The 22,420-nt window shown below is 64.8% G+C and carries 20 protein-coding genes; 11 read left to right on the top strand and 9 right to left on the bottom strand.

From position 1 onward, the window contains the following. Positions 1-113 precede the first annotated feature (113 nt). The 4 genes from RT131_RS10850 to RT131_RS10835 all read left to right on the top strand — a co-directional run bounded on the left by RT131_RS10850 (position 114) and on the right by RT131_RS10835 (position 4,631). Positions 114-2,291, top strand: coding sequence for a TonB-dependent siderophore receptor (locus RT131_RS10850; protein WP_313172826.1), 2,178 nt, complete (start codon positions 114-116; stop codon positions 2,289-2,291). 132 nt (positions 2,292-2,423) lie between these two features. Continuing rightward, positions 2,424-2,711, top strand: a complete 288-nt coding sequence (locus RT131_RS10845) for a hypothetical protein (protein ID WP_313172825.1) — start codon at positions 2,424-2,426, stop codon at positions 2,709-2,711. Next, on the top strand, positions 2,708-3,010 hold the full coding sequence (locus tag RT131_RS10840; protein ID WP_313172824.1) for a hypothetical protein: 303 nt from the start codon (positions 2,708-2,710) through the stop codon (positions 3,008-3,010). The genes RT131_RS10845 and RT131_RS10840 overlap by 4 nt, the downstream gene beginning before the upstream one ends. A gap of 10 nt (positions 3,011-3,020) precedes the next feature. Further along, positions 3,021-4,631, top strand: coding sequence for a PepSY-associated TM helix domain-containing protein (locus RT131_RS10835; protein ID WP_313172823.1), 1,611 nt, complete (start codon positions 3,021-3,023; stop codon positions 4,629-4,631). A 150-nt stretch (positions 4,632-4,781) separates the two neighbouring features. On the opposite strand, the gene RT131_RS10830 is transcribed toward RT131_RS10835, so the two are convergent. Further along, the gene (locus tag RT131_RS10830) at positions 4,782-5,054 is read right to left on the bottom strand and encodes a metal/formaldehyde-sensitive transcriptional repressor (protein WP_313172822.1); all 273 of its coding nucleotides are present in this window, start codon (positions 5,052-5,054) and stop codon (positions 4,782-4,784) included. Positions 5,055-5,116: 62 nt separating this feature from the next. On the opposite strand from RT131_RS10830, the gene dmeF reads away from it, so the two are divergent. Beyond that, a complete protein-coding gene (dmeF, locus tag RT131_RS10825; protein WP_313172821.1) occupies positions 5,117-6,097 on the top strand; it encodes a CDF family Co(II)/Ni(II) efflux transporter DmeF in 981 nt (326 codons plus the stop codon). A gap of 162 nt (positions 6,098-6,259) precedes the next feature. On the opposite strand, the gene RT131_RS10820 is transcribed toward dmeF, so the two are convergent. Both RT131_RS10820 and RT131_RS10815 read right to left on the bottom strand, forming a co-directional pair. Continuing rightward, complete coding sequence (locus RT131_RS10820; protein WP_313172820.1) at positions 6,260-6,895, bottom strand: response regulator transcription factor; 636 nt, start codon at positions 6,893-6,895, stop codon at positions 6,260-6,262. Next, positions 6,892-7,998 (bottom strand): histidine kinase, encoded by a 1,107-nt coding sequence (locus RT131_RS10815; RefSeq protein WP_313172819.1) that lies wholly within the window; start codon positions 7,996-7,998, stop codon positions 6,892-6,894. Before RT131_RS10815 ends, RT131_RS10820 begins: the two co-directional genes overlap by 4 nt. 167 nt (positions 7,999-8,165) lie before the next feature. Between RT131_RS10815 and RT131_RS10810 the strand changes: the two genes are divergently transcribed. Next, positions 8,166-8,885, top strand: a complete 720-nt coding sequence (locus tag RT131_RS10810) for a hypothetical protein (RefSeq protein WP_313172818.1) — start codon at positions 8,166-8,168, stop codon at positions 8,883-8,885. Positions 8,886-8,999: 114 nt separating this feature from the next. Here the strand turns inward: RT131_RS10810 and phhA are convergent, their stop codons facing one another. Next, positions 9,000-9,890 (bottom strand): phenylalanine 4-monooxygenase, encoded by an 891-nt coding sequence (phhA, locus tag RT131_RS10805; RefSeq protein ID WP_313172817.1) that lies wholly within the window; start codon positions 9,888-9,890, stop codon positions 9,000-9,002. Between the two features lie 132 nt (positions 9,891-10,022). On the opposite strand from phhA, the gene RT131_RS10800 reads away from it, so the two are divergent. Then, entirely contained in the window at positions 10,023-10,505 is a 483-nt protein-coding gene (locus RT131_RS10800; RefSeq protein WP_282271903.1) for an Lrp/AsnC family transcriptional regulator, read from the top strand. Between the two features lie 157 nt (positions 10,506-10,662). Here the strand turns inward: RT131_RS10800 and RT131_RS10795 are convergent, their stop codons facing one another. Together RT131_RS10795 and RT131_RS10790 are read right to left on the bottom strand one after the other, a co-directional pair. Further along, positions 10,663-11,697: a patatin-like phospholipase family protein gene (locus RT131_RS10795; RefSeq protein WP_313172816.1), complete on the bottom strand. Its 1,035-nt coding sequence runs from the start codon at positions 11,695-11,697 to the stop codon at positions 10,663-10,665. Positions 11,698-11,972: 275 nt separating this feature from the next. Then, positions 11,973-12,986: a TIGR00266 family protein gene (locus tag RT131_RS10790; RefSeq protein ID WP_313172815.1), complete on the bottom strand. Its 1,014-nt coding sequence runs from the start codon at positions 12,984-12,986 to the stop codon at positions 11,973-11,975. A gap of 173 nt (positions 12,987-13,159) precedes the next feature. Here RT131_RS10790 and RT131_RS10785 point away from each other — a divergent pair, with 173 nt between their 5' ends. Beyond that, the gene (locus RT131_RS10785; RefSeq protein WP_313172814.1) at positions 13,160-15,487 is read left to right on the top strand and encodes a TonB-dependent receptor; all 2,328 of its coding nucleotides are present in this window, start codon (positions 13,160-13,162) and stop codon (positions 15,485-15,487) included. Positions 15,488-15,907: 420 nt separating this feature from the next. Here RT131_RS10785 and RT131_RS10780 read toward each other — a convergent pair whose 3' ends face one another. The 3 genes from RT131_RS10780 to RT131_RS10770 form a co-directional block, all read right to left on the bottom strand. After that, positions 15,908-17,014: a glycoside hydrolase family 18 protein gene (locus RT131_RS10780; RefSeq protein WP_313172813.1), complete on the bottom strand. Its 1,107-nt coding sequence runs from the start codon at positions 17,012-17,014 to the stop codon at positions 15,908-15,910. Between the two features lie 301 nt (positions 17,015-17,315). Beyond that, the gene (locus RT131_RS10775) at positions 17,316-18,155 is read right to left on the bottom strand and encodes a phosphatase PAP2 family protein (RefSeq protein ID WP_313172812.1); all 840 of its coding nucleotides are present in this window, start codon (positions 18,153-18,155) and stop codon (positions 17,316-17,318) included. 540 nt (positions 18,156-18,695) lie between these two features. Then, entirely contained in the window at positions 18,696-19,520 is an 825-nt protein-coding gene (locus RT131_RS10770; protein WP_313172811.1) for an ATP-binding cassette domain-containing protein, read from the bottom strand. A 123-nt stretch (positions 19,521-19,643) separates the two neighbouring features. Between RT131_RS10770 and RT131_RS10765 the strand changes: the two genes are divergently transcribed. The 3 genes from RT131_RS10765 (at position 19,644) to mutM (ending at position 22,162) form a co-directional block, all read left to right on the top strand. Further along, positions 19,644-20,846, top strand: a complete 1,203-nt coding sequence (locus RT131_RS10765) for a fatty acid desaturase (RefSeq protein ID WP_313172810.1) — start codon at positions 19,644-19,646, stop codon at positions 20,844-20,846. Beyond that, on the top strand, positions 20,843-21,172 hold the full coding sequence (locus RT131_RS10760) for a hypothetical protein (RefSeq protein WP_313172809.1): 330 nt from the start codon (positions 20,843-20,845) through the stop codon (positions 21,170-21,172). The genes RT131_RS10765 and RT131_RS10760 overlap by 4 nt, the downstream gene beginning before the upstream one ends. Before the next feature lie 177 nt (positions 21,173-21,349). Further along, positions 21,350-22,162 (top strand): bifunctional DNA-formamidopyrimidine glycosylase/DNA-(apurinic or apyrimidinic site) lyase, encoded by an 813-nt coding sequence (gene mutM / locus RT131_RS10755; protein ID WP_313172808.1) that lies wholly within the window; start codon positions 21,350-21,352, stop codon positions 22,160-22,162. The last annotated feature ends 258 nt before the right edge of the window (positions 22,163-22,420 follow it).

Below are 22,420 nucleotides of genomic sequence, written 5' to 3'. Positions count from 1 at the left end.
ATTTACTATAATCAGCGCATCAGCCGCTGCCCGGGCAGTCAGCCAATACTTCTGTCTGTGCAGGTTGATCCGTGTCCCTCCCCCGTATTTCTGCCGGTCTCCGTCCGGCCTTGTTGTCCCTTGCCGTCGTCTCGGCCCTGTTCCCGATTGCTGTAGTCGCCGCCGAAGCTGACGCGGCACCGGCTGCCGACGCGCAGACCCTGGATGCGGTGCGGGTCAATGCCTACCGCACCACCGGCCACACTTCCGGCGCGACCAAGACCGATACCGCAATCGCCGAAACCGCACAGTCGGTCTCGGTGATCGCGCGCGAGGAACTGGACGCACGCGGCGTGCAGAACCTCAACGAGGCCATGCGTTACGTGGCTGGCGTGTCGCTGGAAAGCAGCGGCATCGACAACCGTGTCGATGACTTCCGCATCCGCGGCTTCGACGCCGGCAGCTGGGCCAACAATGTCACCATCGATGGCATGCGCGCGCCGCAGGGCAGCCAGTGGAACCGCAGCATGGTCGACAGCTGGAACCTGGATCGGGTGGAGGTGCTCAAGGGCCCGTCTGCAGTGATGTACGGGCAGGTGGCCCCGGGCGGCATGGTCAACCAGGTCAGCAAGACGCCGGTGCCTGATCAGCAGCAGGTGCTGCGCCTGGGCATCGACGGCAACGGCCAGTACAGCACTGCCTTCGACGTTGGCACCGGCAGCGACGACAACCGCCACCTGCTGCGCCTGGTCGGCCTGTACCGCGACGGCCAGACCCAGATCGACCGCACCGAGCAGCAGCACTGGTTCCTGGCGCCCAGCTATACCTTCCAGATCGCCGAACGCACGCGCCTGACCCTGCTCGGCCTGTACCAGAAGGACGACGGTGGCTCGACCTACCAGTTCCTGCCGATGGCCGGCACGCTGCGGCCCACCGCCTACGGCTACATGAAGAACACCACCTTCATCGGTGAGCCCAACTGGAATACCTTCGACCGCACCATCTGGACCGCGGGTTACCTGTTCGAGCACAGCTTCAACAACAACTGGACCCTGAGCCAGAGCGCGCGCCATACCGATGTTGAATCGGTGTTCCGCACGGTGGTCACCAATGGCGGGCTCAACGCTGATGGCCGCACCCAGAAGCGGCGCGCGACCTGGGGCGAAGGCGACTCCAAGGGCGAGACTGTCGATACGCGCTTGACCGGAAAATTCAGCACCGGCGTTGTCGAGCACACCGTGCTGTTTGGCGTGGACTGGCAGAAAGCCGACTGGACCGGCGCGCGTGGTGCGATGGTCAACCCGGCCGATATCGACATCTTCAATCCGGTGTACACCAACTACGTGCCGGTCACCACCAGCATCAACTACAGCGGCGGCATCAACCGCCAGACCGGCGTTTACCTGCAGGACCAGATCGCCATCGACAAGTGGCGCCTGACTTTCGGCGGCCGCCATGACTGGACCAAGGACGACACCTGGACCCAGGCCTATACGGTGGCCACCAATACCTACCGCCCGGTAGTGCCGACCAAGGTCAAGGACAGGGCGTTCACCGGCAATGCCGGCGTGCTGTACGTGGCCGACAACGGTCTGACGCCTTACCTGAGCTACGCCGAGTCGTTCCAGCCGGCTGGCACCAATGCCAACATGAGTTACACGCAGACGCCGTTCGACCCGGTGACCGGCAAGCAGTGGGAGGCTGGCCTGAAGTACCAGCCGGCCTCGTTCGATGGTCTGCTGACCTTGTCGGCCTACGACCTGCGGCAGCAGAACATCGTCACCAACGACCCGATCAAATCGCACAATACCTGCGGTGCCGCCGGCAATGCGGATTGCCAGGTGCAGGACGGCGAAGGCCGCGTGCGTGGCGCCGAGCTGGAAGGGCGCATCACCCCGCTGGAGGGCTTCAGCCTGATCGGCGCAGCCAGCTGGATGGATTCGGAGGTCACCCGCAGCAACAACGGCTATACCGGCAAGCAGTTGGCAATGGTGCCGGACTGGACGGCCGCCTTGTGGGCCGACTACACCTTCGTCGCCGGTGGCCTGGAAGGTCTGAGCGTTGCCGCCGGCGTGCGTTACAACGGCAGCAGCTACGGCGACAGCGCCAACCTCTACCTGATCCCGTCCTACACCTTGTGGGATGCGGCGATCCGCTACGACGCCGGCCAGCATGGCGCGGTCGGCACGCAGTTCGCGCTCAACCTGAGCAACCTCACCGACAAGCGCTTCGTCTCCACCTGCGGCGGCGTGTCGTCCTGTTACTACGGCACCGGCCGTACCGTCACCGCCACCGCACGTTTCAGCTGGTGATCGACGCGCGGCACCTGCGTGTTCGTGCAGGTGCCGCCAGCGCATGTCCAGCGAAGAGCCAGACCCGATGAAAAAACCCTATCGCATGCGCGTCCGGCAAGGACGCGCGACCACGCACAGCAGGCAGGCCGCATGAACCTGTGGCTGGGACTCGCCGGCATCTTGGCCGGCATCATTGGCGGACTGTTGTTGTATGTCGCTTCGCCACAGCAACAGCTGCGCACCGCCGGGCCCTGGCCGACGCGCCATGCATGGTGGCCGGGCACGCTGCTGGTGCTGCTGTCACTGGTGGCGCTGTGGCCGCTGCTGGCGCCACTGGAAGCGATCACCACTTGGTTGATGCTGTTGATGCTGGTGTGGTCGCTCGCCCCGTTCCTTGGTGCGTGGCGTGCACGCGTGCGCGCGGGACGGTCGGTATGAACGCGGCGAAACCGCGGCTGGAAAGCTGCCATTGGTTCGGCAAGACCTGTGCGGGCGTGGTGCTGGGTTTTGGCCTGGCCCTGGCACTGTCGGGCCTGTTCGCGTGGCTAGGCCCTGACGGCATCAATGCCGGCGGTGGCAAGAACCAGTTCAACATGTGGTTGATGGCACCGATCTGGGCGACGGTGCTGTCCTTCGTCTATCTGTTCCGCGACAGTCTGCGTGCCTGGCTGTGGTTGGGCGCGGCCAACGTGCTGGGCTTCGCTGCGCTGTGGCTGGTGCGTGGAGTGATGTCATGAAGGTGCTTGCATGAAGATCCGCAGCGACATCATCAAGGTCTACAAGGACGTGCATATCTGGATCGGCATCGTCAGCGGGCTGATGCTGTTCATCGCCTTCTATGCCGGTTCGGTCACCATGTTCGAGAAGCCGCTGGAGCGCTGGGCGACGCCGCCTTCCACGTTGTTGCCGGCACCGTCATTGCAACAGGCCGACGCGTTGGTGGCCGCGGTGCTTGCCGAACACCCCAAGGCGGCATCGCGTTACTTCGTGTCGGTACGCCCGCATGCCGATCAACCGGCGCGGGTGTATTGGCAGGAGCGCGCACCCGGCCAGGGCCGCCGCCAGTTCACCGAGTACGGCGCCAGCTTCGCTGCCGATGGCAGCCTGCAGGTTGCACAGACGCGCAAGGCACCGGTGGCGCAGCTGGTGGATACACTGCACCAGTTGGTTGGCCTGCCATTCCCGGACAACATCGCGCGGCCGATCATGGGCGCGGTGGCGATGGCGTATGCGGTCGCCCTGGTATCGGGCCTGATCGTGTTGCTGATCACCTTGAGCAAGGATGTGTTCGCGCTGCGCATTGGCAAGAACATCAAGCGCATGTGGCTGGATGCACACAACGCCTTGGGTCTGTTCAGCCTGCCGTCCCACATCGTCATCGCGCTGACCAGCGTGGTGTTCGCCTTCCATGATCAGTTCTACGATGCGCAGGGGGCGGTGGTGTATCCGCAAGGCATTGAGTGGAACGAGGAGCACGCCGAAGCGCCCGGAGGGGCCGCAGTGCTGCCGGCCGCTGAGTTGCTGCGCCGGGTGGAGCAGCAGTTGCCGGGCTTCGAGGTGCAGAGCTTCGGCTTCCAGAACAAGGACGGCCATGTCGAAGCAACGGTGACCGGACTGGATATCCGCCATGGCACGCGTGCGCGGGTGTATGCCAGCACCCATCTGGATCCGTATAGCGGTGAGGTGGATGCGCATGACCTGCCGGGTCATATGGATGGCTGGAACGGCGTGGTCAATGCGTTCTTCGCGTTGCATTTCGGCAGCTTTGGTGGCAACCCGGTGCGTTGGTTGTACCTGCTGATGGGCCTGGCTGGCGCGGCGCTTTTCTACACCGGCAACCTGCTGTGGGTGGAATCGCGGCGGCGCAAGCGCAAGGGCGCGGAAACGCCAGTGCAGAAGCGTTCGGCCGGGGTGTTGGCCTGCCTGACGGTGGGCGTATCACTTGGCTGCGTGGCCGGCATATCGGCCAGCATCGCCGCCACCAAATGGCTGCCGTCGCTGGTCACCGATCTGAAGGTCTGGCACACGGGCATCTACTACGCGGTATTCGTCGCCGCCATCGCCTGGGCATTCGCGCGCGGTGCGCCGCGTGCTGCGGTGGAGCTGCTGTGGTTGAGTGCGCTGTGTACGTTGGCGATTCCATTGTCCAGTGTTGCTGGCACCTTGGGAATCGGCGGAAGCTGGTACCACCCAGGCAGTTGGTCGGTGGACCTGACTGCGCTGCTGTCAGTGCCGGTGATGCTGTACATCGCGCACCGCACCCGACTGCGCATGCAGCAGGGCCATACCGACAGCGTCTGGTCGCAAGGTAGTGCCGAGCCATGCTCGGCAGAGGCCTTACCGGCAAACCCGCTGTAGGAGCGGCGTCAGCCGCGAAGCTGGCAATGTTGCAATCACCGGTGTGTTGGCAATCTGATGGTTTGTGAGCTTCGCGGCTGACGCCGCTCCCACAACCGCTGGTTGGGTTGCGGGTAACGCCCCTTGCCGAGCATGGCTCGGCACTACCGGTCACTTCGCGTGGCGCTTCATCAGCTCGAGCAATACCTCGGCTTCCTGCGCGCGCTTGGCCGGGTCCTTTTCCGCGACGACATGGTCGCTGAGGTGCCCGGCCATCACTTCCAGCATCAGCCCGTGCATGGCGCCTTTGGCGGCGGCGATCTGCACCAGCACGCCGTCGCAGTCGTCGCCGCTTTCCAGTGCCTGTTCCAGGGCCGCTACCTGACCGGCGATGCGCCGCACCCGGGTCAGCAGCTTTTTCTTGTCGCGTTGGATATGAGCCATGGCTGGCATCATATACCCCTTGGGGGTATAGAATCACGCCGTCCTTCTCCCGGCTCATCGCCATGCAACTCGACGCGCTCGCTCAATCCCGCCGCCACAGCCATGCCTTCAGCGAAGGCAATCCGATGGCGGAGAAGAACACCCGGCGCGCGATGGTGCTGACCATCGTGATGATGGTGATCGAGATCGTCGGCGGCTGGTGGTTCAACTCGATGGCGGTGCTGGCCGATGGCTGGCATATGAGCTCGCATGCGCTGGCGCTCGGTCTGGCGGCGTTTGCCTATGCCTGCGCACGGCGCTACCGCGATGATCCACGCTTTGCCTTCGGGACCTGGAAGATCGAGATCCTGGCGGGGTTCACCAGCGCGATCCTGTTGCTGGGGGTTGCCGCGATCATGGCGTTCGAGTCCATCCTGCGCGTGTTCAAACCCAGTCCCATCCATTACCAGCAGGCCATTGCGATCGCGGTAGTCGGCTTGGCGGTGAACCTGCTGTGCGCGTGGTGGCTGCGCGATCAACACCATCATCATGGTCACGATCATGGGCATGACCACCACGCGCATGGCGGCCACCATCATCACCATGATTTGAACCAGCGCTCGGCCTACCTGCATGTGCTGGCCGATGCGGCGACCTCGGTGCTGGCGATCATCGCCCTGCTCGGTGGCCTGTACTTCGGCGCCTCCTGGCTGGACCCGCTGATGGGCATCGTTGGCGCGGTACTGGTGTCGGTCTGGGCCTGGGGTCTGATCAGGCAGACCGGCGGCGTGCTGCTGGATGCGGAGATGGACGCGCCGGTCGTGGCCGAAATCCGCGAGGCGGTGGAGCAGGGGGAGGTGCCTGCCCGGATCAGTGACCTGCATGTCTGGCAGGTTGGCGGTGGCCGCTACGCGTGCGCGATGGAAGTGGTGACCGAGACCATGGTGGCGCCGGAAGTGTTCCATCGCGCCTTGGCGATCCACGAGGAGATCGTGCACGTGACGGTCGAGGTGCGTAGTGCCGAGCCATGCTCGGCAGGGGCTTTACCTGTGCACCGGTTGTAGGAGCGGCGTAAGCCGCGAAGCCAACAACGCTGGAACAACCGATATATTCGCGATCTGATGGTCTGGTGGCTTCGCGGCTTACGCCGCTCCCACAACGGCGGACACGCTAACAGTAAAGCCCTTGCCGAGCATGGCTCGGCACTACGGCTTCGTTCGGTGGCGCTAGATCACCCGCAGGGTGATGGCTTTCAGTACCGCGCGGGTGCGGTCGCGGGTGTCGAGCTTGTCGAGGATGGTCGACACGTAGTTCTTCACCGTGCCTTCGGCCAGGAACAGGCTGCCGGCGATCTCGCGGTTGCTGTAGCCACCGGCCATCAGCCGCAGCACCGCGACTTCCTTCTGGCTGAACAACTCCTTCGGCGCGTCATCGGCGTGGTAGCGATAACGCTGCCGCACCGCATCGGTGCTGACCGGCTGCAACAAGGTCTGTCCGGCGATGGCACGCACGATGGCGTCATGCAGGTCCTCCGGTGCCGCATCCTTCAGCAGGAAACCCTGTGCGCCGGCTTCGGTGGCACGCAGCAGCAGGTCGCTCTCGTCGAAGGTGGTCAGGAACACGCATGGTGTTTGATCGCCGCGCCCGCGCAGGGCTTTCAAGGCCTGGATGCCGTCCAGGCCCGGCATGCGGATGTCCGACAGGATCAGCTGCACCGGCTGCTGTGCAATCTGTTCGAGCAGGGCGTCGCCGCTGTCGGCTTCGAACACGATGGTGATGCCAAGTTGCTGCAGCAGGGCGCGCAGGCCGGCGCGGATCAGGGCCTGGTCGTCGACCAGGGCAATGCGGGGGGATTCGTTCATGCCGGCAATTCCACACGAATCTGCAGGGCACCGGAAGCAGCACGTTGCAGCTGCAGGCTGCCGCCTTGTTCGTCGACGCGTTCGCGCATGCCGGTCAGGCCATTGCCAGGGCGTGGTTCGCCGCGCAACTGGCCATCGTCTTCCATGGCCAGCAGCAAGCGTCCGTCGCGGCGTTGCAGGGCAACCTGCAGCACCGTGGCGTCGCTGTGGCGGGCACTGTTGGTCAGCGCCTCCTGCACACAGCGCAGCAGGGTTTCGGCCTTGGCGGTATCGCTGAGCTGCACGTCGGCATCCAGCTGCAGTTGCAGGCGTGGGCGCGGCAAGGGTGCGGCCAGCGCGTGCAGGGCGGTATCCATGTCGAGTTGGCCGCTGTCGCGCAGGCAATGCACCACGGCGCGGATATCGCCCAGCAACTCGGCGGACAGTTGTTCGCACAGGGCCAGCTCGGGCGCTGCATCCGTGCGGCCGGCAAGCGCGCGCAGGTGCAGGCGCAGGGCAGTGAGTTTGTGCCCGGCGACATCATGCAGCTCACGCGACAAGCGCAGCCGTTCCACGTCGCGGGATCTTTCAGCGAGCAGGGCGCGGGTGGCCAGCAGGTCGGCGTTGACCAGCGCCAGCCGGTCGCGCGCCTGCTCGGCGCTGCGCGCGTAGTGCGTGGTGAGCAGGGCGAAGGCCTGGAAGCCGGCGAAGATCAACACCACCGCAGCCGGGTGACTGTGCACGTCGCGCAGCACCAGGTACATGCCCAGGTTGACCAGCAGCATCACCACCAGCGTGATGCGCAGTGGCCAACTCATTGCCACCTGCGCGGCCAGCATCACCAGCAGGGCGGGCGCCACGCCGCTGCTGGCGGCCAGGCGGATCACCGCCAGCGCTGCCACTGCCTCGACCAGCAGCGCCACGCTGCGCTGCGGCGACGGGCGCTCGTAGCTGGCGGCAAACAGAAAGGCGAGCAGGAACAGCAGGGCACTGCCCCAGCGCAGGGCCATCTGCTCGCCGGAGCCATAGGGCAGGGTGGCCGCTACCGCCAGCCAGGTCAACAGGCCGGCGAGGTTGAGCGGGTGCAGCAGCCTGTGCCAGCGCGAACGGGGAGTGATTTCCATGCACGCATGCTGGTGGGCGCAGGCCTCAGCGGCAAGGGGTATGCAGCAGAAAGTGACTTCCGGCAGGGTCGATCAATGACTGCCGCGACTGCTGTGGCCGCAGCGGCTCACGCACGCTGTGCACAGGCCATCGCACTCCGCCGGCCGTCACTGGAGAGAGCTTCCCCATGCCTGGATATTCCCTGATCGTCGCGCTGCATGTGCTGGCCGGCGTGGTCGCCCTGGCCGGCTTCTGGTCGGCGGCGTTCATGAAGAAGGGTTCGCCGCGGCATCGTGCGCTGGGCAAGGTGTATCTGGTAGCGATGGCAGTGATCGTGGTTACCGCGCTGCCGATCACCGTCCAGTTCGCTTTCTTCCGCCAGCAGCCGCTGTCGGCCTTGTTCCTGGCCTACCTGATGGCGATCACCGGCAACGCGACGTGGCTGGCCTGGCGCGCGGTCACCGACAAGCGCGATTGGAAGAAGCTGGTGTCACGGCCGGGTTGGCATCTGGCGGTGTGGCCGATGGTGATCCTGGCGCTGGTGGTTGTGGGCACCGGCATCCAGCATCGCCAGCCCTTGTTCCTGGGGTTCTCGTCGATTGGCCTGTGGGTGGGCTGGCGCATGCTGAAGTTCGCCCGCCGCGGGCCGTCGCGTCCGGATTGGGCGTTTCGCCAGCACTACCAGTCGATCCTGGGTGCCGGCATTGCTACCCATGTGGCGTTCCTCGGCATTGGCATGCGTCCGCTATGGCAGTGGCTGCGCAGCCACACCACGGTGCCGGCATTGCTGATCGAGCTGTTCCCGTGGGCGGCACCGTTGCTGGTGGCGGTAGCCGTTGGGCTCTATCTGGACCGCAAGTATGGTGGGCGGCGGGTGGCCAAGGTGGCAGCGGCGAAGGCGCAGTGAGCTGCCGCCGTCCCGAGACGTTTGGAAGTCCCCGGGTGCGCTTCGCTTACCCGGGCTACAGAGCACAGAAGCCGCCCTTGGGCGGCTTCTTCCGTTGCAGCGAGGTGGGCTGGCTCAGACGTCGCCGCCGTCGGCCCAGCCTTCGCCGCTGCCGCGCTGGAACACCGTGTCACCGTCCTGCACGTCGCCGGCAGGCAGATGTTCGGCGTCGGCCAGGCGGGCGTAGATCGGGGTGAAGTCCGGTTCGGTCGCGGCCATCAGCTGCTCGAAGCCGTCGATGACGAAATAGCTCTTCTGGAAGGTATCAATGCGGTAGCGGGTGCGCATGATCCGCTCCAGGTCAAAACCAATCCGGTTCGGTGCGGCCGACTCCAGCGAATACAGCGACTCACCCTTGGACGACACGATGCCGGCGCCATAGATGCGCAGGCCATCGGCGGTGTTGATCAGGCCGAACTCCACCGTGTACCAGTACAGGCGGGTCAGGTTCTGCAACGCATCCGGGCCGATCGCGTGGGCTTTGACGCCACCGCGGCCATAGGCGGCCATGTAGTCGGCGAACACCGGGTTCATCAGCAGCGGCACATGCCCGAACAGGTCGTGGAACAGGTCCGGTTCGGCGATGTAGTCGATCTGGTCCGGGCGGCGGATCCACCAGGTCACCGGGAAGCGGCGGTTGGCCAGGTGATCGAAGAAATCGAGTTCGGGCAGCAGGCCTTCGACCCCGACCAGGGTCCAGCCGGTGGCCGCGCCCAGCACTTCATTGAGCTGGTCGAAGCGCGGAATCATGTGCTCGCTCATGCCCATCTCGTCCTGGGCATCGAGGAATTCCTGGCAGGCACGGCCGACCAGCAGTTCGCGCTGACGCTGGTACAAGGTGCTCCAGGTCGCATGGTCGTCGGCGCTGTAGCCGTCCCAGGGCTGCTCCACCACGGCGGTGGTATAGACCGGCACGTAACCCTTGTCGGTCTGCTGGTGTTCGACGCGGCGCGGGTTGGCTTCCATGGCGGCAGCTCCTGAAGGGAATAGATAACCGCATGGTAGGAAGCCTGCCGCGCAACAGGTGTGCGTAATTGCGCTGCCAGTCGGTTATGACGCAATATTGTTGCGTCCATTCAATGGTGCGGAGCAACAAAGATGGCGTCGGTGAATCTTGATCGCACGGATCTGCGGCTTCTGGTCGAAATCCAGCAGCATGGCCGCGCCACCAACGCCGAGCTCGCGGCGCGGGTGAATCTCTCGCCGTCGGCCTGCCTGCGGCGAGTGCAGCGGCTGGAAGCGGAAGGCGTGATCGCCGGTTACGGCGCACGGCTGGAGCCGCGCGCGATCGGGCTGGGCCTGCAGGCCTTCGTGCGCGTGCAGTTGTCCAAGCACGGCCAGGCGGCCATCGATCACTTCGTGCAGGCGGTGCAGCTATGGGATGAGGTGGTGGCCTGCCATGCGCTGACCGGCGACATGGACTATCTGCTGCAGGTCTACGTACGCGACCTGGACCACTTCTCGGAATTCCTGCTCGACAAGCTGCTCAACGCGGCCGGTGTTGCCGACGTCAATTCCAGCTTCGTGCTGCGCACGGTGAAGGAGTTCCGCGCCCTGCCGCTGTCGCAGCTGGGGCGGTGAAGAAGGGTCGGTGTTGCAGCTTTCAAGCCCCTCTCCCGCGCGCGGGAGAGGGGTTGGGGTGAGGGCGCTTCTGCTGTTGAGCTCTTGATCTGAAGGTCTATCAGCTTCGCGGCTTACGCCGCTCCCACAAAAGACTCTGCTGCCCTGCCGTTGACCCTCAACGCGCGGGCGCGTTGCAGTTCTTCTCGATGCCGCGCAGCTTCTCGATGCGGCTGCGGCTGTCCTGGCAACGCTGGTGCGCTTCGGCCTGTACGGCCGCAGCACGTGCCTCGGCATTGCGTGCGGTGGCTAGACGCGCCTGTTGCAGGCGGGCAATACCCGCGCGGATCTGCGGCATCGCCGCCATTGCCGCTTTCTCGCCTTCCAGAATCGCGCGGCCACGCTGCTCGAAATCGGCTGCGCCGATGTCCAGCACCGCCGGGCGGATCACCACGTCGGCGCGTGCCAGTTCCTGCTCACCCAGGCGCTGGCCCATGATGGTGATCGACTGGCCCACCGCACCGAGCAGGCCGGTCGGACGCTGGCCGGTGGCGCGGCTGGAGATATCCACTGCGATAACGAATTCGGCACCCAGCTGCTTGGCCGCATCCACCGGCACCGGGCTGACCACACCGCCGTCCACATAACTCTTGCCACCGATGATCACCGGCTCGAACACGCCGGGGATGGAGCTGGAAGCGCGCACCGCCTGGCCGACATTGCCGCGCACGAACACCGCGCGCTCACCGGTTTCCAGCTGCGTGGCAACTGCGGCGAAGGGCTTTTCAAGTTGTTCTGCGCGCTTGTTGCCGACCTGCGCGTTGACGTAGTCCTGCAGCTTCTGGCCCTGCACCAGGCCGCCGGAGAACAGGCGGATATCGCGGATGCTGGCTTCGTCCAGCGCGACGGCCTTCTGCTGCATCTGGAAGGCGTTCATGCCGCTGGCATACAAGGCACCGACCACGCTGCCGGCGCTGGTGCCGGACACCACCACCGGCTCGAAGCCATTGGCTTCCAGCATCTTGATCACGCCGATATGGGCGAAACCCTTGGCTGCGCCGCCGCCCAATGCCACGCCGATCTTGACCGGCCTTACCGGCGTGGTCGGCTGCACCGCTGCCGGCGGAGTGGGCTTGGTGTTCTCGCCGCCGCAGGCTGCCAGCAGGCCAAACAGGGAGAGGGACAGCAGCAGACGGACGTTGCGCGCTTTCATGATGAACAGGGGGCGTTGGAAAGGGCGCCAGCATAGCGCTTTGTGCTGGGAGGGCACGTGGCAGCAGGCGAAGTCGTTTAAATAGGGCTGCGATTCGGGTTCAGTGTGTCGAGGGAATGAGATCGCCATCCCCGCGCAGGCGGGGATCGCTCCGGCTTTTGAGGCTACCGCTTGAGCAAAAGCAAAGGCAGGAGCGATTCCCGCCTGCGCGGGAATGACGAGCCAAAGCCCAAAGCCAAGCCCACGGTTACGCTGGGCTTGGCTCCAGCAAGCAATCAGAACTTGTTGTCGCCATCCAGCAAGCGGCCCAGCCCACCCAGCACCGAGCCCTCACCGCGGCTCTGCCCACCGCCCTGCGGTGCGGCGGCATACATGCGGCCGGCCAGGCGCGAGAACGGCAGCGATTGCAGCCAGACCTTGCCCGGCCCGGTCAGGGTCGCCAGGAACACGCCTTCGCCACCGAAGAACATGCTCTTCAGGCCGGCTACGCGACGCACGTCCATATCCACACCGGCGTGGTAAGCCACCACGCAGCCGGTATCCACGTCGATGCGCTCGCCTGCGGCCAGCTCGCGTTCCACCACGCAGCCGCCGGCGTGCACGAACACCCAGCCGTCGCCCTCGAGCTTCTGCATGATGAAACCTTCGCCGCCGAACAGGCCGGTCATCACCTTGCGCTGGAAATGCACACCCACCTGCACGCCGCGCGCGCCGGCCAGGAAGCTGTCCTTCTGGCAGATCAGCTTGCCACCGTGCTGGTCCAGTTTCATCGGGATCACGGTGCCGGGGTAGGGTGCGGCGAAGGCGACCTTGGCCTTGCCGTTGCCGGTGTGGGTGAACACGGTGGCGAACAGGCTCTCACCGGTGATCACGCGCTTGCCGGCCGACATCAGCTTGTCCATGAAGCCACCGCCCTGGCCCTCGTGGCGGCCGTCACCGAACACGGTGTCCATCTGTACCGTGGAATCCTTGAACATCAGTGCGCCGGCCTCGGCGATCGCGCTTTCGCCCGGGTCGAGTTCGATTTCCACGAACTGCATCTCATGCCCGATGATGCGGAAGTCGATATCGTCGGCACGGTTGCCCCTGCCACCCACCGGCGGCGGCGTCGGCGGCGGGCCGGCCTGGCCGCCGAAGTCGGCGATTTCGGTCACCGCCTGCCAGCCCTGCATGCCCTCGCGCCAGGCCAAGGCCTGGCGGCTGCCCTGGGCAAAACGGCGCGCGGCCTCGTCGTCCAAGGGGCCGACGCGGTCGGCCTGGCCGGGAATATGGAAATACCACTGGGTCATGGCAAGGTGCCTGGGCGGGAAGGAAGCCCCAAGTCTATGCGGCGCAGGGGCCAGATACCCCTGACAGGCGTCATGCTGCTGAATACCTGAACGATTGCGATACGAATGTTGTACTGCAACAATTCCGTGCTAGGCGCAGTTCCCCATTCCTCCTCAACAGGCCCTTCTCCGCCATGTCCCCGACCCGTACCGTCCGCCGCCGCCTGCCGGCAGCGCATCCGCTGTTTGTCGCCGTTCTCGCCGTACTGCCACTTACCGCTGCCGCGCAGGATGCGACCCCGGCCCAGAAGGAAGCCGCCACGCTGGATGCGGTGAAGGTCACCGCCGCACGCAAGGTGGAAAACATCCAGGACGTGCCGGTGTCGATCAGCACCGTCAGCGGCGAGAAGCTCGACGCGCTGGCCTCCGGTGGTACCGACGTGCGCTACCTGTCCGGCCGCGTGCCCAGCCTGAACATCGAATCCTCGTTCGGCCGCGCCTTCCCGCGCTTCTACATCCGCGGTTACGGCAACACCGACTTCCGCCTCAACACCTCGCAGCCGGTCTCGCTGGTGTATGACGACATCGTGCAGGAAAACCCGATCCTCAAGGGTTTCCCGATCTTCGACGTGGAACAGGTGGAAGTGCTGCGCGGCCCGCAGGGTTCGCTGTTCGGCCGCAATACCCCGGCCGGCGTGGTCAAGTTCGACTCGGTGCGTCCGTCGCAGGAGTTCGAAGGCTACGGCAAGGTCGGCTACGGCAGCGACAACCTGTGGAACGTGGAAGCCGCCGTCGGTGGCGCTCTGAGCGCGCGCTGGTCGGCACGTGTGTCGGCCTTGTACCAGCGTCGCGACGATTGGGTGAAGAACACCGGCACCGGTCCGAATGACGGCCTGGAAGGCTATGACGAATCGGCCGTACGTGCGCAGTTCCTGTACGAGGGCGACAACTTCGAAGCGCTGCTGGGTGCGCACAAGCGTCACCTCAACGGCACCGCGCGCCTGTTCCGCGGCAACATCTTCAGGAAGGGCAGCAACGACTTCGTGCCCGGCTTCGACGAGAACAAGGTGTCGATCGACGGCCTGAACCACTCCGAGCTCGACAGCAGCGGTGCCAATGCGCGCCTGAGCTGGGACCTGGGCAACTACAAGCTGTCCTCGATCACCGGCTATGAAACCGTCGATACCTTCAGCGTCGGCGACATCGACGGCACGTCGGGTCCTTACTTCACGCCTGAGGTACCGTTCGCTTCGGAAACCGCCGATGGCATCCCCAGCCACTCGCAGTGGACCCAGGAGCTGCGCCTTGAATCGCAGAACGAAGGCCCGCTGAACTGGCAGGCCGGCGTGTTCTATTTCAAGGAAGACTACGACGTCGACAGCGTCAGCTACGACAGCACCAACGGCAGCAAGCAGGATGGCTTCCAGCGCATCAACCAGACCAATGATGCGTGGGCGGTGTTCGGCGGCCTGAACTTCCAGGCGACCGACAAGCTGGAACTGCGCGCCGGCGTGCGTTACACCGTCGACAAGAAGGACCTGAAGGTCAAGGATTACTGGAACACCGGCTTCTCGCCGTGCATTGCACCGACCCTGACCACGCCCCCGGGTATTGCCAAGTGCGACCTCGCCGGTCTGCTTGCCGCGCAGCAGGACGCCTATGCCAAGGGTGATGCTGTTGATCCCTACCTGTCGGCCTCGACCAAGGACAAGAAGTTCAACTGGGACTTCTCGGCCACCTACGCAGTCAACGACACCGTCAATGTCTACGGCCGCGTCGCCACCGGCTTCCGCGGCAGTTCGATCCAGTCGGCGGGTGCCTTCAACAACAAGACCGTGGCCGATCCGGAAACCGTGCTGTCGTTCGAGGCTGGCGTGAAGGCCGATTTCTGGGACAACCGTGCGCGCTTGAATGCCAGCGTCTACCACTACCGGGTCAAGGATCAGCAGCTGACCGCCGTGGGCGGCGCAGGCGGCAATGCCAACATCCTGCTGAATGCCGACAAGAGCGTGGGCCAGGGCTTCGAGCTGGATCTGCAGGCCTACCTGACCGACAACCTGCTGGTCACCCTGGGCAGCGGCTACAACCACACCGAGATCAAGGACTCCGATCTGAGCGTGGCGCCGTGCTTCTCCTGCACCGTGACCAATCCGGTCGTCAACGGCAAGGTGCTGATCAACGGCAATTCGCTGCCGCAGGCACCGGAGTGGACCCACAACATGACCGCACGCTGGTCGCTGCCGCTGGCTGATGGCACGCAGTTGTATGTGTTCACCGACTGGGCCTACCGCAGCGAAGTGAATTTCTTCCTGTACGAGTCCAAGGAATTCACCGGCAAGTCGCTGCTGGAAGGCGGCCTGCGCGTGGGTTACCAGTGGAATGATGGTGACTACGACGTGGCGCTGTACGGCCGCAACATCACCAACCAGATCCGCGCGACCGGCGGCATCGACTTCAACAACCTCACCGGCTTCATCAACGAACCGCGTCTGTGGGGCGTGGAGTTCAAGACCCGCTTCTAAGCGCAGGCTTGTGTGCTGCAACGCAGAAGGCGCGGAGCAATCCGCGCCTTCTGCATTCCTGTAGTGCCGAGCCATGCTCGGCAAGAGGCCTTGCAGATAGCCCAGCCGATCACCTGTGGGAGCGGCGTCAGCCGCGAAGCCGAGAGTCGATCAGATTGCGGTCGGGCTTGCGGTTCAAGCAATGCAGGCTTCGCGGCTGACGCCGCTCCCACAAATGAGGGTCGTTGAAGTCTCTGCCGAGCATGGCTCGGCACTACTTGGCGGTGCAGTGCGCGGCCAATCTAGCCCTTCTCCCGCATGCGGGAGAGGGGTTGGGGTGAGGGCAGCTTTTGCGGGGAAGGACCCTTGCCGAGCATGGCTCGGCACTACGGTTGGAGTTACCGGTGAAGCGCCTGCCGAGCATGGCTCGGCACTACCGGGTCAGCGCAATGCCTCATGCAACACATCCAGCAATTGCTCGTTGTCATCACCGCGCTGCTCCCAGTACATGATGCCGCCAAGGCCTTGTTGCTTCACGTAGTTGGCCTTGATCCGCAGCGACTGCGGATCGTCGTAGCTGACCATGCGTCGCTCCTTGGCATTCCACAGCCACGGCACCTGCGCTTCCTCGTCCCAATGGCGTTCCCAATCGGCTGCGTTGAGGCGGGTATGGACGATGTCACGCCAGGTAATGAAGCCACCTTCCTTGGTGAACTTCTGGAAGCGACCGTTGTTGTCCGTGCCGACATCACCAAAGGTGCGGCCATAGAAGGGTACGCCGACATTGATCTTGGAGGCAGGCACCCCCGCATCGAGGAAGTACTTCACCGCATCCACGGTGGTGCGGCCCTGCGGCGTAGCCAGCGGTGAGCGCGCAAGCCCGGAGTGATGTCCGGTGGTCTTGGTCAGGCTGCCGTAGAAGTCGTAGGTCATCAGATTGATCCAATCCAATGAGTTGGCGATGCGCGGCAGTTCCAGGCCTTCGGCGGCGCGGCCTTCGGCGGCGGCGATGGTCAGCAGGTAATGGCGCTTGCCCTTGCCTTCACGATCCAGGCGCGCACGCAGTTCTTCCAGCAGCACGGTGAAGTTCTGGCGATCATCCGGGCTGTGGCTGATGTCGGCATCGCCGAGCGTGGGGTATTCCCAGTCGATATCCAGGCCGTCGAGCTTGAACTGGTGCATCAGCGCAACACTGCTGTCGATGAAGCGCGCGCGTGCCGGTGCGGTGGCGGCGGCTTCGGAGAAGTTGCCGGCACCCCAGCCGCCGATCGACAACACGATCTGCAGTGACGGATTGTCCGCACGCTTGGCGACCACGGCGTGCAGGCGTGCCGGATCGACGTTTTCTGGCAGGTAGACGGTGCCGTCCAGGCGAACCACGGCGAATGCGAAGTTCACCACGTCGAGCTTCTGTGCAGACAACTGCAGCGGCTCGGGGCTGTCCATCACATAGCCGATCAGGCGCGGCGGTTGTGCTTGTACGGCGAAAGGCAGCAATGCGGCGAGCAACAGCGCCTGCAGGCGTGGACTGCGAAGGAATACAGGCATGAGAGGTCCCGTAATGAGAGGACCCCGGACTGTAACCGTAGACGCACAGTGCAGTGGCAGGCAGTGACGTCGGAAACCATCGGGCCCACGGTAGAGCCGAGCCATGCTCGGCTGGGGCGTTACCGGTAAGCCTGCCGAAGGCCTTGTAGGAGCGGCGTCAGCCGCGAAGCCGGCATTGTTTCAATCGCGGGTATTCCGGCGATCTGATTGACCATCAGCTTCGCGGCTGACGCCGCTCCCACAGAATCGGATGCTCCGGACCCCGATGCCGAGCATGGCTCGGCACTACAGCTAGTACTGCTCAGCGGGCTTCGGGGATGTCCGAGGTCAGCGCTGCGGTTTCCGCGGCGCAATCGCGCGGCAGTGGCTGCCTGAGCGTGCGTGCATGGGCCAGCTCCTGGCGCGCCTTGGCCAGGTCGGCGACAAAGTCCGGGTTGTCATGCAGTCGCGCCACCGTGGCCGCGCCCATGAACTGGCCCTGCTGGACGTCGCTATACCAATGCACGTTGCAGACCAGGCGGCTGTGGCCATAGTTGCGGCCGCGTTCGATCAAGGCGGTAGCGTGGTCGGGGTCGATTTCCGACAGGATCAGGCCCCAGGCCCAGCCGATGGCGGTGTGCCCGGACGGATAGGAGCCGCTCTTGCGCAGGGCTTCCTCGTCGTCCGGCGTGCAGGTGGGTGCGTTGTTGACCATGAACGGGCGCGGACGCTGGTAGTGGGTCTTCGCGGCCTTGGTAGCAGCACTGGCGTCGATGCGGCTGCGTTCCAGCAGGCTGTACAACACTGGAGTGGTCCTGGCGGTGACTGCAACGCCAAGTGCGCAGCTGAACTGGTCAGCGCCGGCCGGGAAGCTCAGGTCCGCGTCGGTATGGGCCTGGATGAAGCGAGCGCTGCCGCGCATGGTCAGGGCCTGGCTGGCGACGGCTTCGTCCAACTGTGCCGATGCCGAGCCGGGTGCCGGTGGAGCCGGGCTCAGGGCAAGGCTGTCGGGGATGGCGCTGCCAACCAGATAGCCGGTGACCTTGGTGCTGGCGTCTTCGCCGGATGCGGAAGGACGGGTGGGAGTGCTGGAGCAGGCGCTGAGTGCGGCGACCAGCGCAAGGGCGGCGCCAAGGCGCAGCGGAGTAACAGGAAATGACATCGCGACGACAACGGGATTACAGGAGCGGAGCGGCATCATCTCACCAACGGCTTCGTCGTGCCCCTCCCTTGCGCAACGCGCAGGGGGTGAAGAAGGCCTGCTTGCGCGCCATTGGCGCGCGGCCTGATGAACGACCGAAGGCCATGCCTTCGGGCCGGGCGGGTTGGGGAGGGATGCTCTTCGCATGAGCTTCGATAACCAGCACAAGCAACGGCCAAAGCTACCCCCTCCCAGCCTCCCCCTTGGCTGCGCCAAAGGGGAGGGGCCAAGCTCCCTCCCTTGCGCGAAGCGCAGGGGGTGAAGAAGGCCTGCTTGCGCGCCATTGGCGCGCGGCCTGATGAACGACCGAAGGCTATGCCTTCGGGCCGGGCGGGTTGGGGAGGGGTGCTTTTCGCATGAGCTTCAGTAACCAGCACAAGCAACAGCCAAAGCCACCCCCTCCCAGCCTCCCCCTTGGCTGCGCCAAAGGGGAGGGGCCAAGCTGCCTCCCTTGCGCAACACGCAGGGGAGGGGTGGGGAGGGGTGCTTTTGCCTCAAAAACTACGCAGCGCCCACCCAGGCCGACATCCGCCCCTCGTCCTCGCGCACCTCGATCGGCCCGCCGAACACCTCCGACAGCGGCGCCGAGCACAGCAGCTCGGTACGACTGCCGTCAGCAAAAATGCGCCCACCCTTCATCAGCACGACGCGATTGATCTCGGGAATCACTTCTTCGATGTGGTGGGTGACCAGCACCAGGGTGATGCCCTGCTGGGCGAGGTGGCGCATGCTGTCGATCAGGTGCTGGCGCGAGATCAGGTCCAGGCCGGTGGAGGGCTCGTCCAGCAGCAAGGCCTTGGGCTGGTTGACCAGCGCCCTGGCGATCAGCACCCGGCGGGTTTCGCCGGCCGACAGCTCGGCATAGCTGCGGCCCAGCAAGGGCAGGGCGCGGGCCAGTTCCAGTGCATGTCGCGCGCGCTGACGCATGGCGTCGGTGACATCGCGGTGCGCAGGCACCACAAAGCTGGCGAAGAAGCCGGCGATCACCGCTTCCTCCACGGTCAGCCCGGGCATGCTGGAGAGGTTGCTGGACAGGTCGCCGGTGACGATGCCCAGTTGCGCGCGCAGACGATCCACCTGCCAGCGGGTCTGGCCCATCACCTTGACCGGCACATGGCCGTCGGCGCGCGCCAAGGGATATAGCTCGCGCGTGATCAGCTTGATGAATGAGGATTTGCCGCAGCCGTTTGGCCCAAGGATGGCGGTGTGCTGGCCCTGCTCGATACGCAGGTTCAGCTCATGCAGCACGCGGACCTGGCCGCGGATGACGCAGGCATGGTCCAGTTCGATCAGGGGGGCCGCGTCGGCGACAGGGGCAATGGACATTCAGTGAAGGCGGCAGCTGAGGATTCGACCAACGGACCTGCCGCCGGTGGATGCAGTTTGCGCCGACAGCCCCCATCATGTGTAGCAGTTGTTTCATCTGCCACCGATGGCCTGGAGCCCGCCATGTCCGACGCACTGCTCGATTTCCTTACCGGTGGCATTGCCGGTCTGGGTTGGTGGGGCATGCTGGCCGTGCTGCTGGTGTTCACCCAGCTCACCATCTTCGCGGTCACCTTGTACCTGCACCGCAGCCAGGCCCATCGCGGCGTGGATTTCCACCCGCTGGTATCGCACTTCTTCCGCTTCTGGGTGTGGCTGACCACCTCGATGATCACCCGCGAATGGGTGGCCATCCATCGCAAGCACCACGCCAAGGTGGAGACCGAGGAGGACCCGCACAGCCCGGTCACCAAGGGCATCAACATGGTGTTCTGGCGTGGCGTGGAGCTGTACCGCGAGGCGCGCGCGCTGCGTGGCGACATCGAGCAGTACGGGCGCGGTGCGCCGGAGGACTGGATCGAGCGCAGGCTCTATACCCCGCATGCCAATCTAGGCCCGATCCTGCTGTTCGCGATCAACACCGTGTTGTTCGGCCTGCCCGGCATCGCCTTGTGGGCGATCCAGATGGCATGGATTCCGTTCTGGGCGGCAGGCGTGGTCAACGGCCTCGGCCATTGGTGGGGGTATCGCAATTTTGAATCGGCCGACACCTCGACCAATCTCACGCCGTGGGCGTTCTGGATCGGCGGCGAAGAATTGCATAACAACCATCACGCCTTCCCGAGCTCGGCGCGGTTCTCGATGCGGCGCTGGGAGTTCGACATCGGCTGGCAGGTGATCCGCCTGCTGCAGTTGCTGCGCCTGGCCAAGGTGCTGCGGGTAGCGCCGAGCATGGATATCCGTCCGAATATCGCGGTGCCCGATGCCGATACCTTGAAGGCGCTGTTGTCGCACCGCTTCCAGGCCATGACCGATTACCAGCGCAATGTGTTCGCGCCAGCCTTGAAGGAAGAGGCTGCAGCAGCAGGTGCCAAGCTGCGCAAGCTATTGCCGCGGCGCATGCGCAAGGGCTTGGTCAATGACGGTCGCTGGCTCAAACCCGACTGTCGTGCGCAGTTGCAGAGCTGGGTGCAGCAGCGCCCGCGCATCCAGTTGTTGGTCGAACATCGTGCGCGCCTGTCAGCCTTGCTGGAAGCACGCAGCCATGACGCCGCCGAACGCCTGCGCCAGCTGCAACAGTGGTGCCAGGAGGCCGAGGCCAGCGGCAGCGCTGCATTGCAAGCCTATGCAGCACGCCTGAAAGGCTATTCGCTCAACGCCGCATGAAGACGATTGCCCTCCTTTTCCTGCTTGCCGCTTCGTTGCCAGCCACCGCCCAGGTAGAGGACACCAACGCCTACCTGCAGCGCATGGACAGCGATGGCGATGGCCGGGTCAGCCCGGATGAATACCTGCAGTGGATGCTGTACGCCTTCGACAAGATGGACCGCAATGGCGATGGCGTGCTGCAGGCTGATGAGCAGCCGGGCGGGCGTGGCAAGCCGATCAGCCGCGAGGAACAGCGGCAGGTGATCCTGGCCCGTTTCGCCCGCCAGGATGCCAACGGCGACGGTTACCTCAGCGCCCGCGAACTGATGGCGCCACCGCGCTGACCTGCAGCCCATGAAATGTGGCTGTGGATGTGGGAGCGGCGTAAGCCGCGAAGCCACCAATCCAACCGAAGCCGATAGCGCATTGCAATCGATACAGGTCCGCTGTTCGCTACCACCCGCTTCACGGCTCACGCCGTTCCCACAAAACCCATAAAACACAATCTTCTTGAGATTCGCATGCCAGAACTACCCGAAGTAGAAACTACCCGGCGCGGCCTGGAACCCCATCTGGTGGATCGCCGCATCCACGGCGTGATCCTGCGCCGACCGGATCTGCGCTGGCCGATTCCCGCTGAGATCGAACAGCAGCTGCCGGGTCAGCGCATCGAAGCGATCCGTCGCCGCGCCAAGTACCTGTTGCTGGATACCGAAGCGGGCAGTGCGGTGTTGCACCTGGGCATGTCCGGCAGCCTGCGTGTGTTGCCCGGCGATACACCGGTGCGCGCGCACGATCACGTGGATATCAGTCTGGAAGACGGCCGCCTGCTGCGCTTCAATGATCCGCGCCGGTTCGGTTGCCTGTTGTGGCAGCCCGCTGGCGAGACGCATGAGTTGCTGCGCGATCTTGGCCCCGAACCGCTGGATGCGGACTTCGATGGCGACTACCTGTTCCAGCGCAGCCGTGGCCGCAAGGCGCCGATCAAGACCTTCCTGATGGACCAGGGCATTGTCGTCGGCGTCGGCAATATCTACGCGGCGGAAAGCCTGTTCATGGCCGGCATCAATCCCCTGCGTGAAGCCGGCAAGATATCGCGGGCGCGCTACCAGCGGCTTGCCGATGCGGTGAAGGAAATCCTGGGTCATGCGATCACCCGTGGCGGGACCACCTTGCGCGATTTCATCAGTCCCGATGGTGCGCCGGGTTACTTCGAGCAGGAGCTGCTTGTGTACGGGCGGGAAGGCGAGAACTGCAAACAATGCGGGCGCGCACTGCGCTATGCCAGCATTGGTCAGCGGGCAACGGTGTGGTGCGGGAATTGCCAACGCTGAGGCGGAGCAACTGTAGTGCCGAGCCATGCTCGGCAGGAGCCTTCCCGGTAAAGTCTCTGCCGAGCATGGCTCGGCACTACCTGCATCTGCTCCCTCCCTTTGCCGCAGGCAAGGGGAGGGTTGGGGAGGGGTGCTGTTCGCGCGGTGATGCAGCGTTGGTTTCTGGGGCCTGCACTGCTGCTGGTGGTTGACCGGGAAGGCCCCTGCCGAGCATGGCTCGGCACTACCTGCATCTGCTCCCTCCCTTTGCCGCAGGCA

The organism is Stenotrophomonas sp. (assembly GCF_032066555.1).
In the GTDB taxonomy this organism is placed as follows: domain Bacteria; phylum Pseudomonadota; class Gammaproteobacteria; order Xanthomonadales; family Xanthomonadaceae; genus Stenotrophomonas.
The sequence above is the reverse complement of the archived record's forward strand: the minus strand, read 5'-3'. Positions and strand labels throughout refer to the sequence as shown.

What these genes read in the sequence shown, in the direction of transcription:
- RT131_RS10770 (WP_313172811.1), bottom strand. Translation starts at nt 19,520, where the DNA reads ATGTCCATTGCCCCTGTCGCCGACGCGGCCCCCCTGATCGAACTGGAC.
- RT131_RS10815 (WP_313172819.1), bottom strand. Translation starts at nt 7,998, where the DNA reads ATGGAAATCACTCCCCGTTCGCGCTGGCACAGGCTGCTGCACCCGCTC.
- RT131_RS10795 (WP_313172816.1), bottom strand. Translation starts at nt 11,697, where the DNA reads ATGAAAGCGCGCAACGTCCGTCTGCTGCTGTCCCTCTCCCTGTTTGGC.
- RT131_RS10820 (WP_313172820.1), bottom strand. Translation starts at nt 6,895, where the DNA reads ATGAACGAATCCCCCCGCATTGCCCTGGTCGACGACCAGGCCCTGATC.
- RT131_RS10790 (WP_313172815.1), bottom strand. Translation starts at nt 12,986, where the DNA reads ATGACCCAGTGGTATTTCCATATTCCCGGCCAGGCCGACCGCGTCGGC.
- mutM (WP_313172808.1), top strand. Translation starts at nt 21,350, where the DNA reads ATGCCAGAACTACCCGAAGTAGAAACTACCCGGCGCGGCCTGGAACCC.
- RT131_RS10760 (WP_313172809.1), top strand. Translation starts at nt 20,843, where the DNA reads ATGAAGACGATTGCCCTCCTTTTCCTGCTTGCCGCTTCGTTGCCAGCC.
- RT131_RS10810 (WP_313172818.1), top strand. Translation starts at nt 8,166, where the DNA reads ATGCCTGGATATTCCCTGATCGTCGCGCTGCATGTGCTGGCCGGCGTG.
- RT131_RS10785 (WP_313172814.1), top strand. Translation starts at nt 13,160, where the DNA reads ATGTCCCCGACCCGTACCGTCCGCCGCCGCCTGCCGGCAGCGCATCCG.
- dmeF (WP_313172821.1), top strand. Translation starts at nt 5,117, where the DNA reads ATGCAACTCGACGCGCTCGCTCAATCCCGCCGCCACAGCCATGCCTTC.
- phhA (WP_313172817.1), bottom strand. Translation starts at nt 9,890, where the DNA reads ATGGAAGCCAACCCGCGCCGCGTCGAACACCAGCAGACCGACAAGGGT.
- RT131_RS10765 (WP_313172810.1), top strand. Translation starts at nt 19,644, where the DNA reads ATGTCCGACGCACTGCTCGATTTCCTTACCGGTGGCATTGCCGGTCTG.
- RT131_RS10835 (WP_313172823.1), top strand. Translation starts at nt 3,021, where the DNA reads ATGAAGATCCGCAGCGACATCATCAAGGTCTACAAGGACGTGCATATC.
- RT131_RS10830 (WP_313172822.1), bottom strand. Translation starts at nt 5,054, where the DNA reads ATGGCTCATATCCAACGCGACAAGAAAAAGCTGCTGACCCGGGTGCGG.
- RT131_RS10780 (WP_313172813.1), bottom strand. Translation starts at nt 17,014, where the DNA reads ATGCCTGTATTCCTTCGCAGTCCACGCCTGCAGGCGCTGTTGCTCGCC.
- RT131_RS10845 (WP_313172825.1), top strand. Translation starts at nt 2,424, where the DNA reads ATGAACCTGTGGCTGGGACTCGCCGGCATCTTGGCCGGCATCATTGGC.
- RT131_RS10800 (WP_282271903.1), top strand. Translation starts at nt 10,023, where the DNA reads ATGGCGTCGGTGAATCTTGATCGCACGGATCTGCGGCTTCTGGTCGAA.
- RT131_RS10840 (WP_313172824.1), top strand. Translation starts at nt 2,708, where the DNA reads ATGAACGCGGCGAAACCGCGGCTGGAAAGCTGCCATTGGTTCGGCAAG.
- RT131_RS10775 (WP_313172812.1), bottom strand. Translation starts at nt 18,155, where the DNA reads ATGTCATTTCCTGTTACTCCGCTGCGCCTTGGCGCCGCCCTTGCGCTG.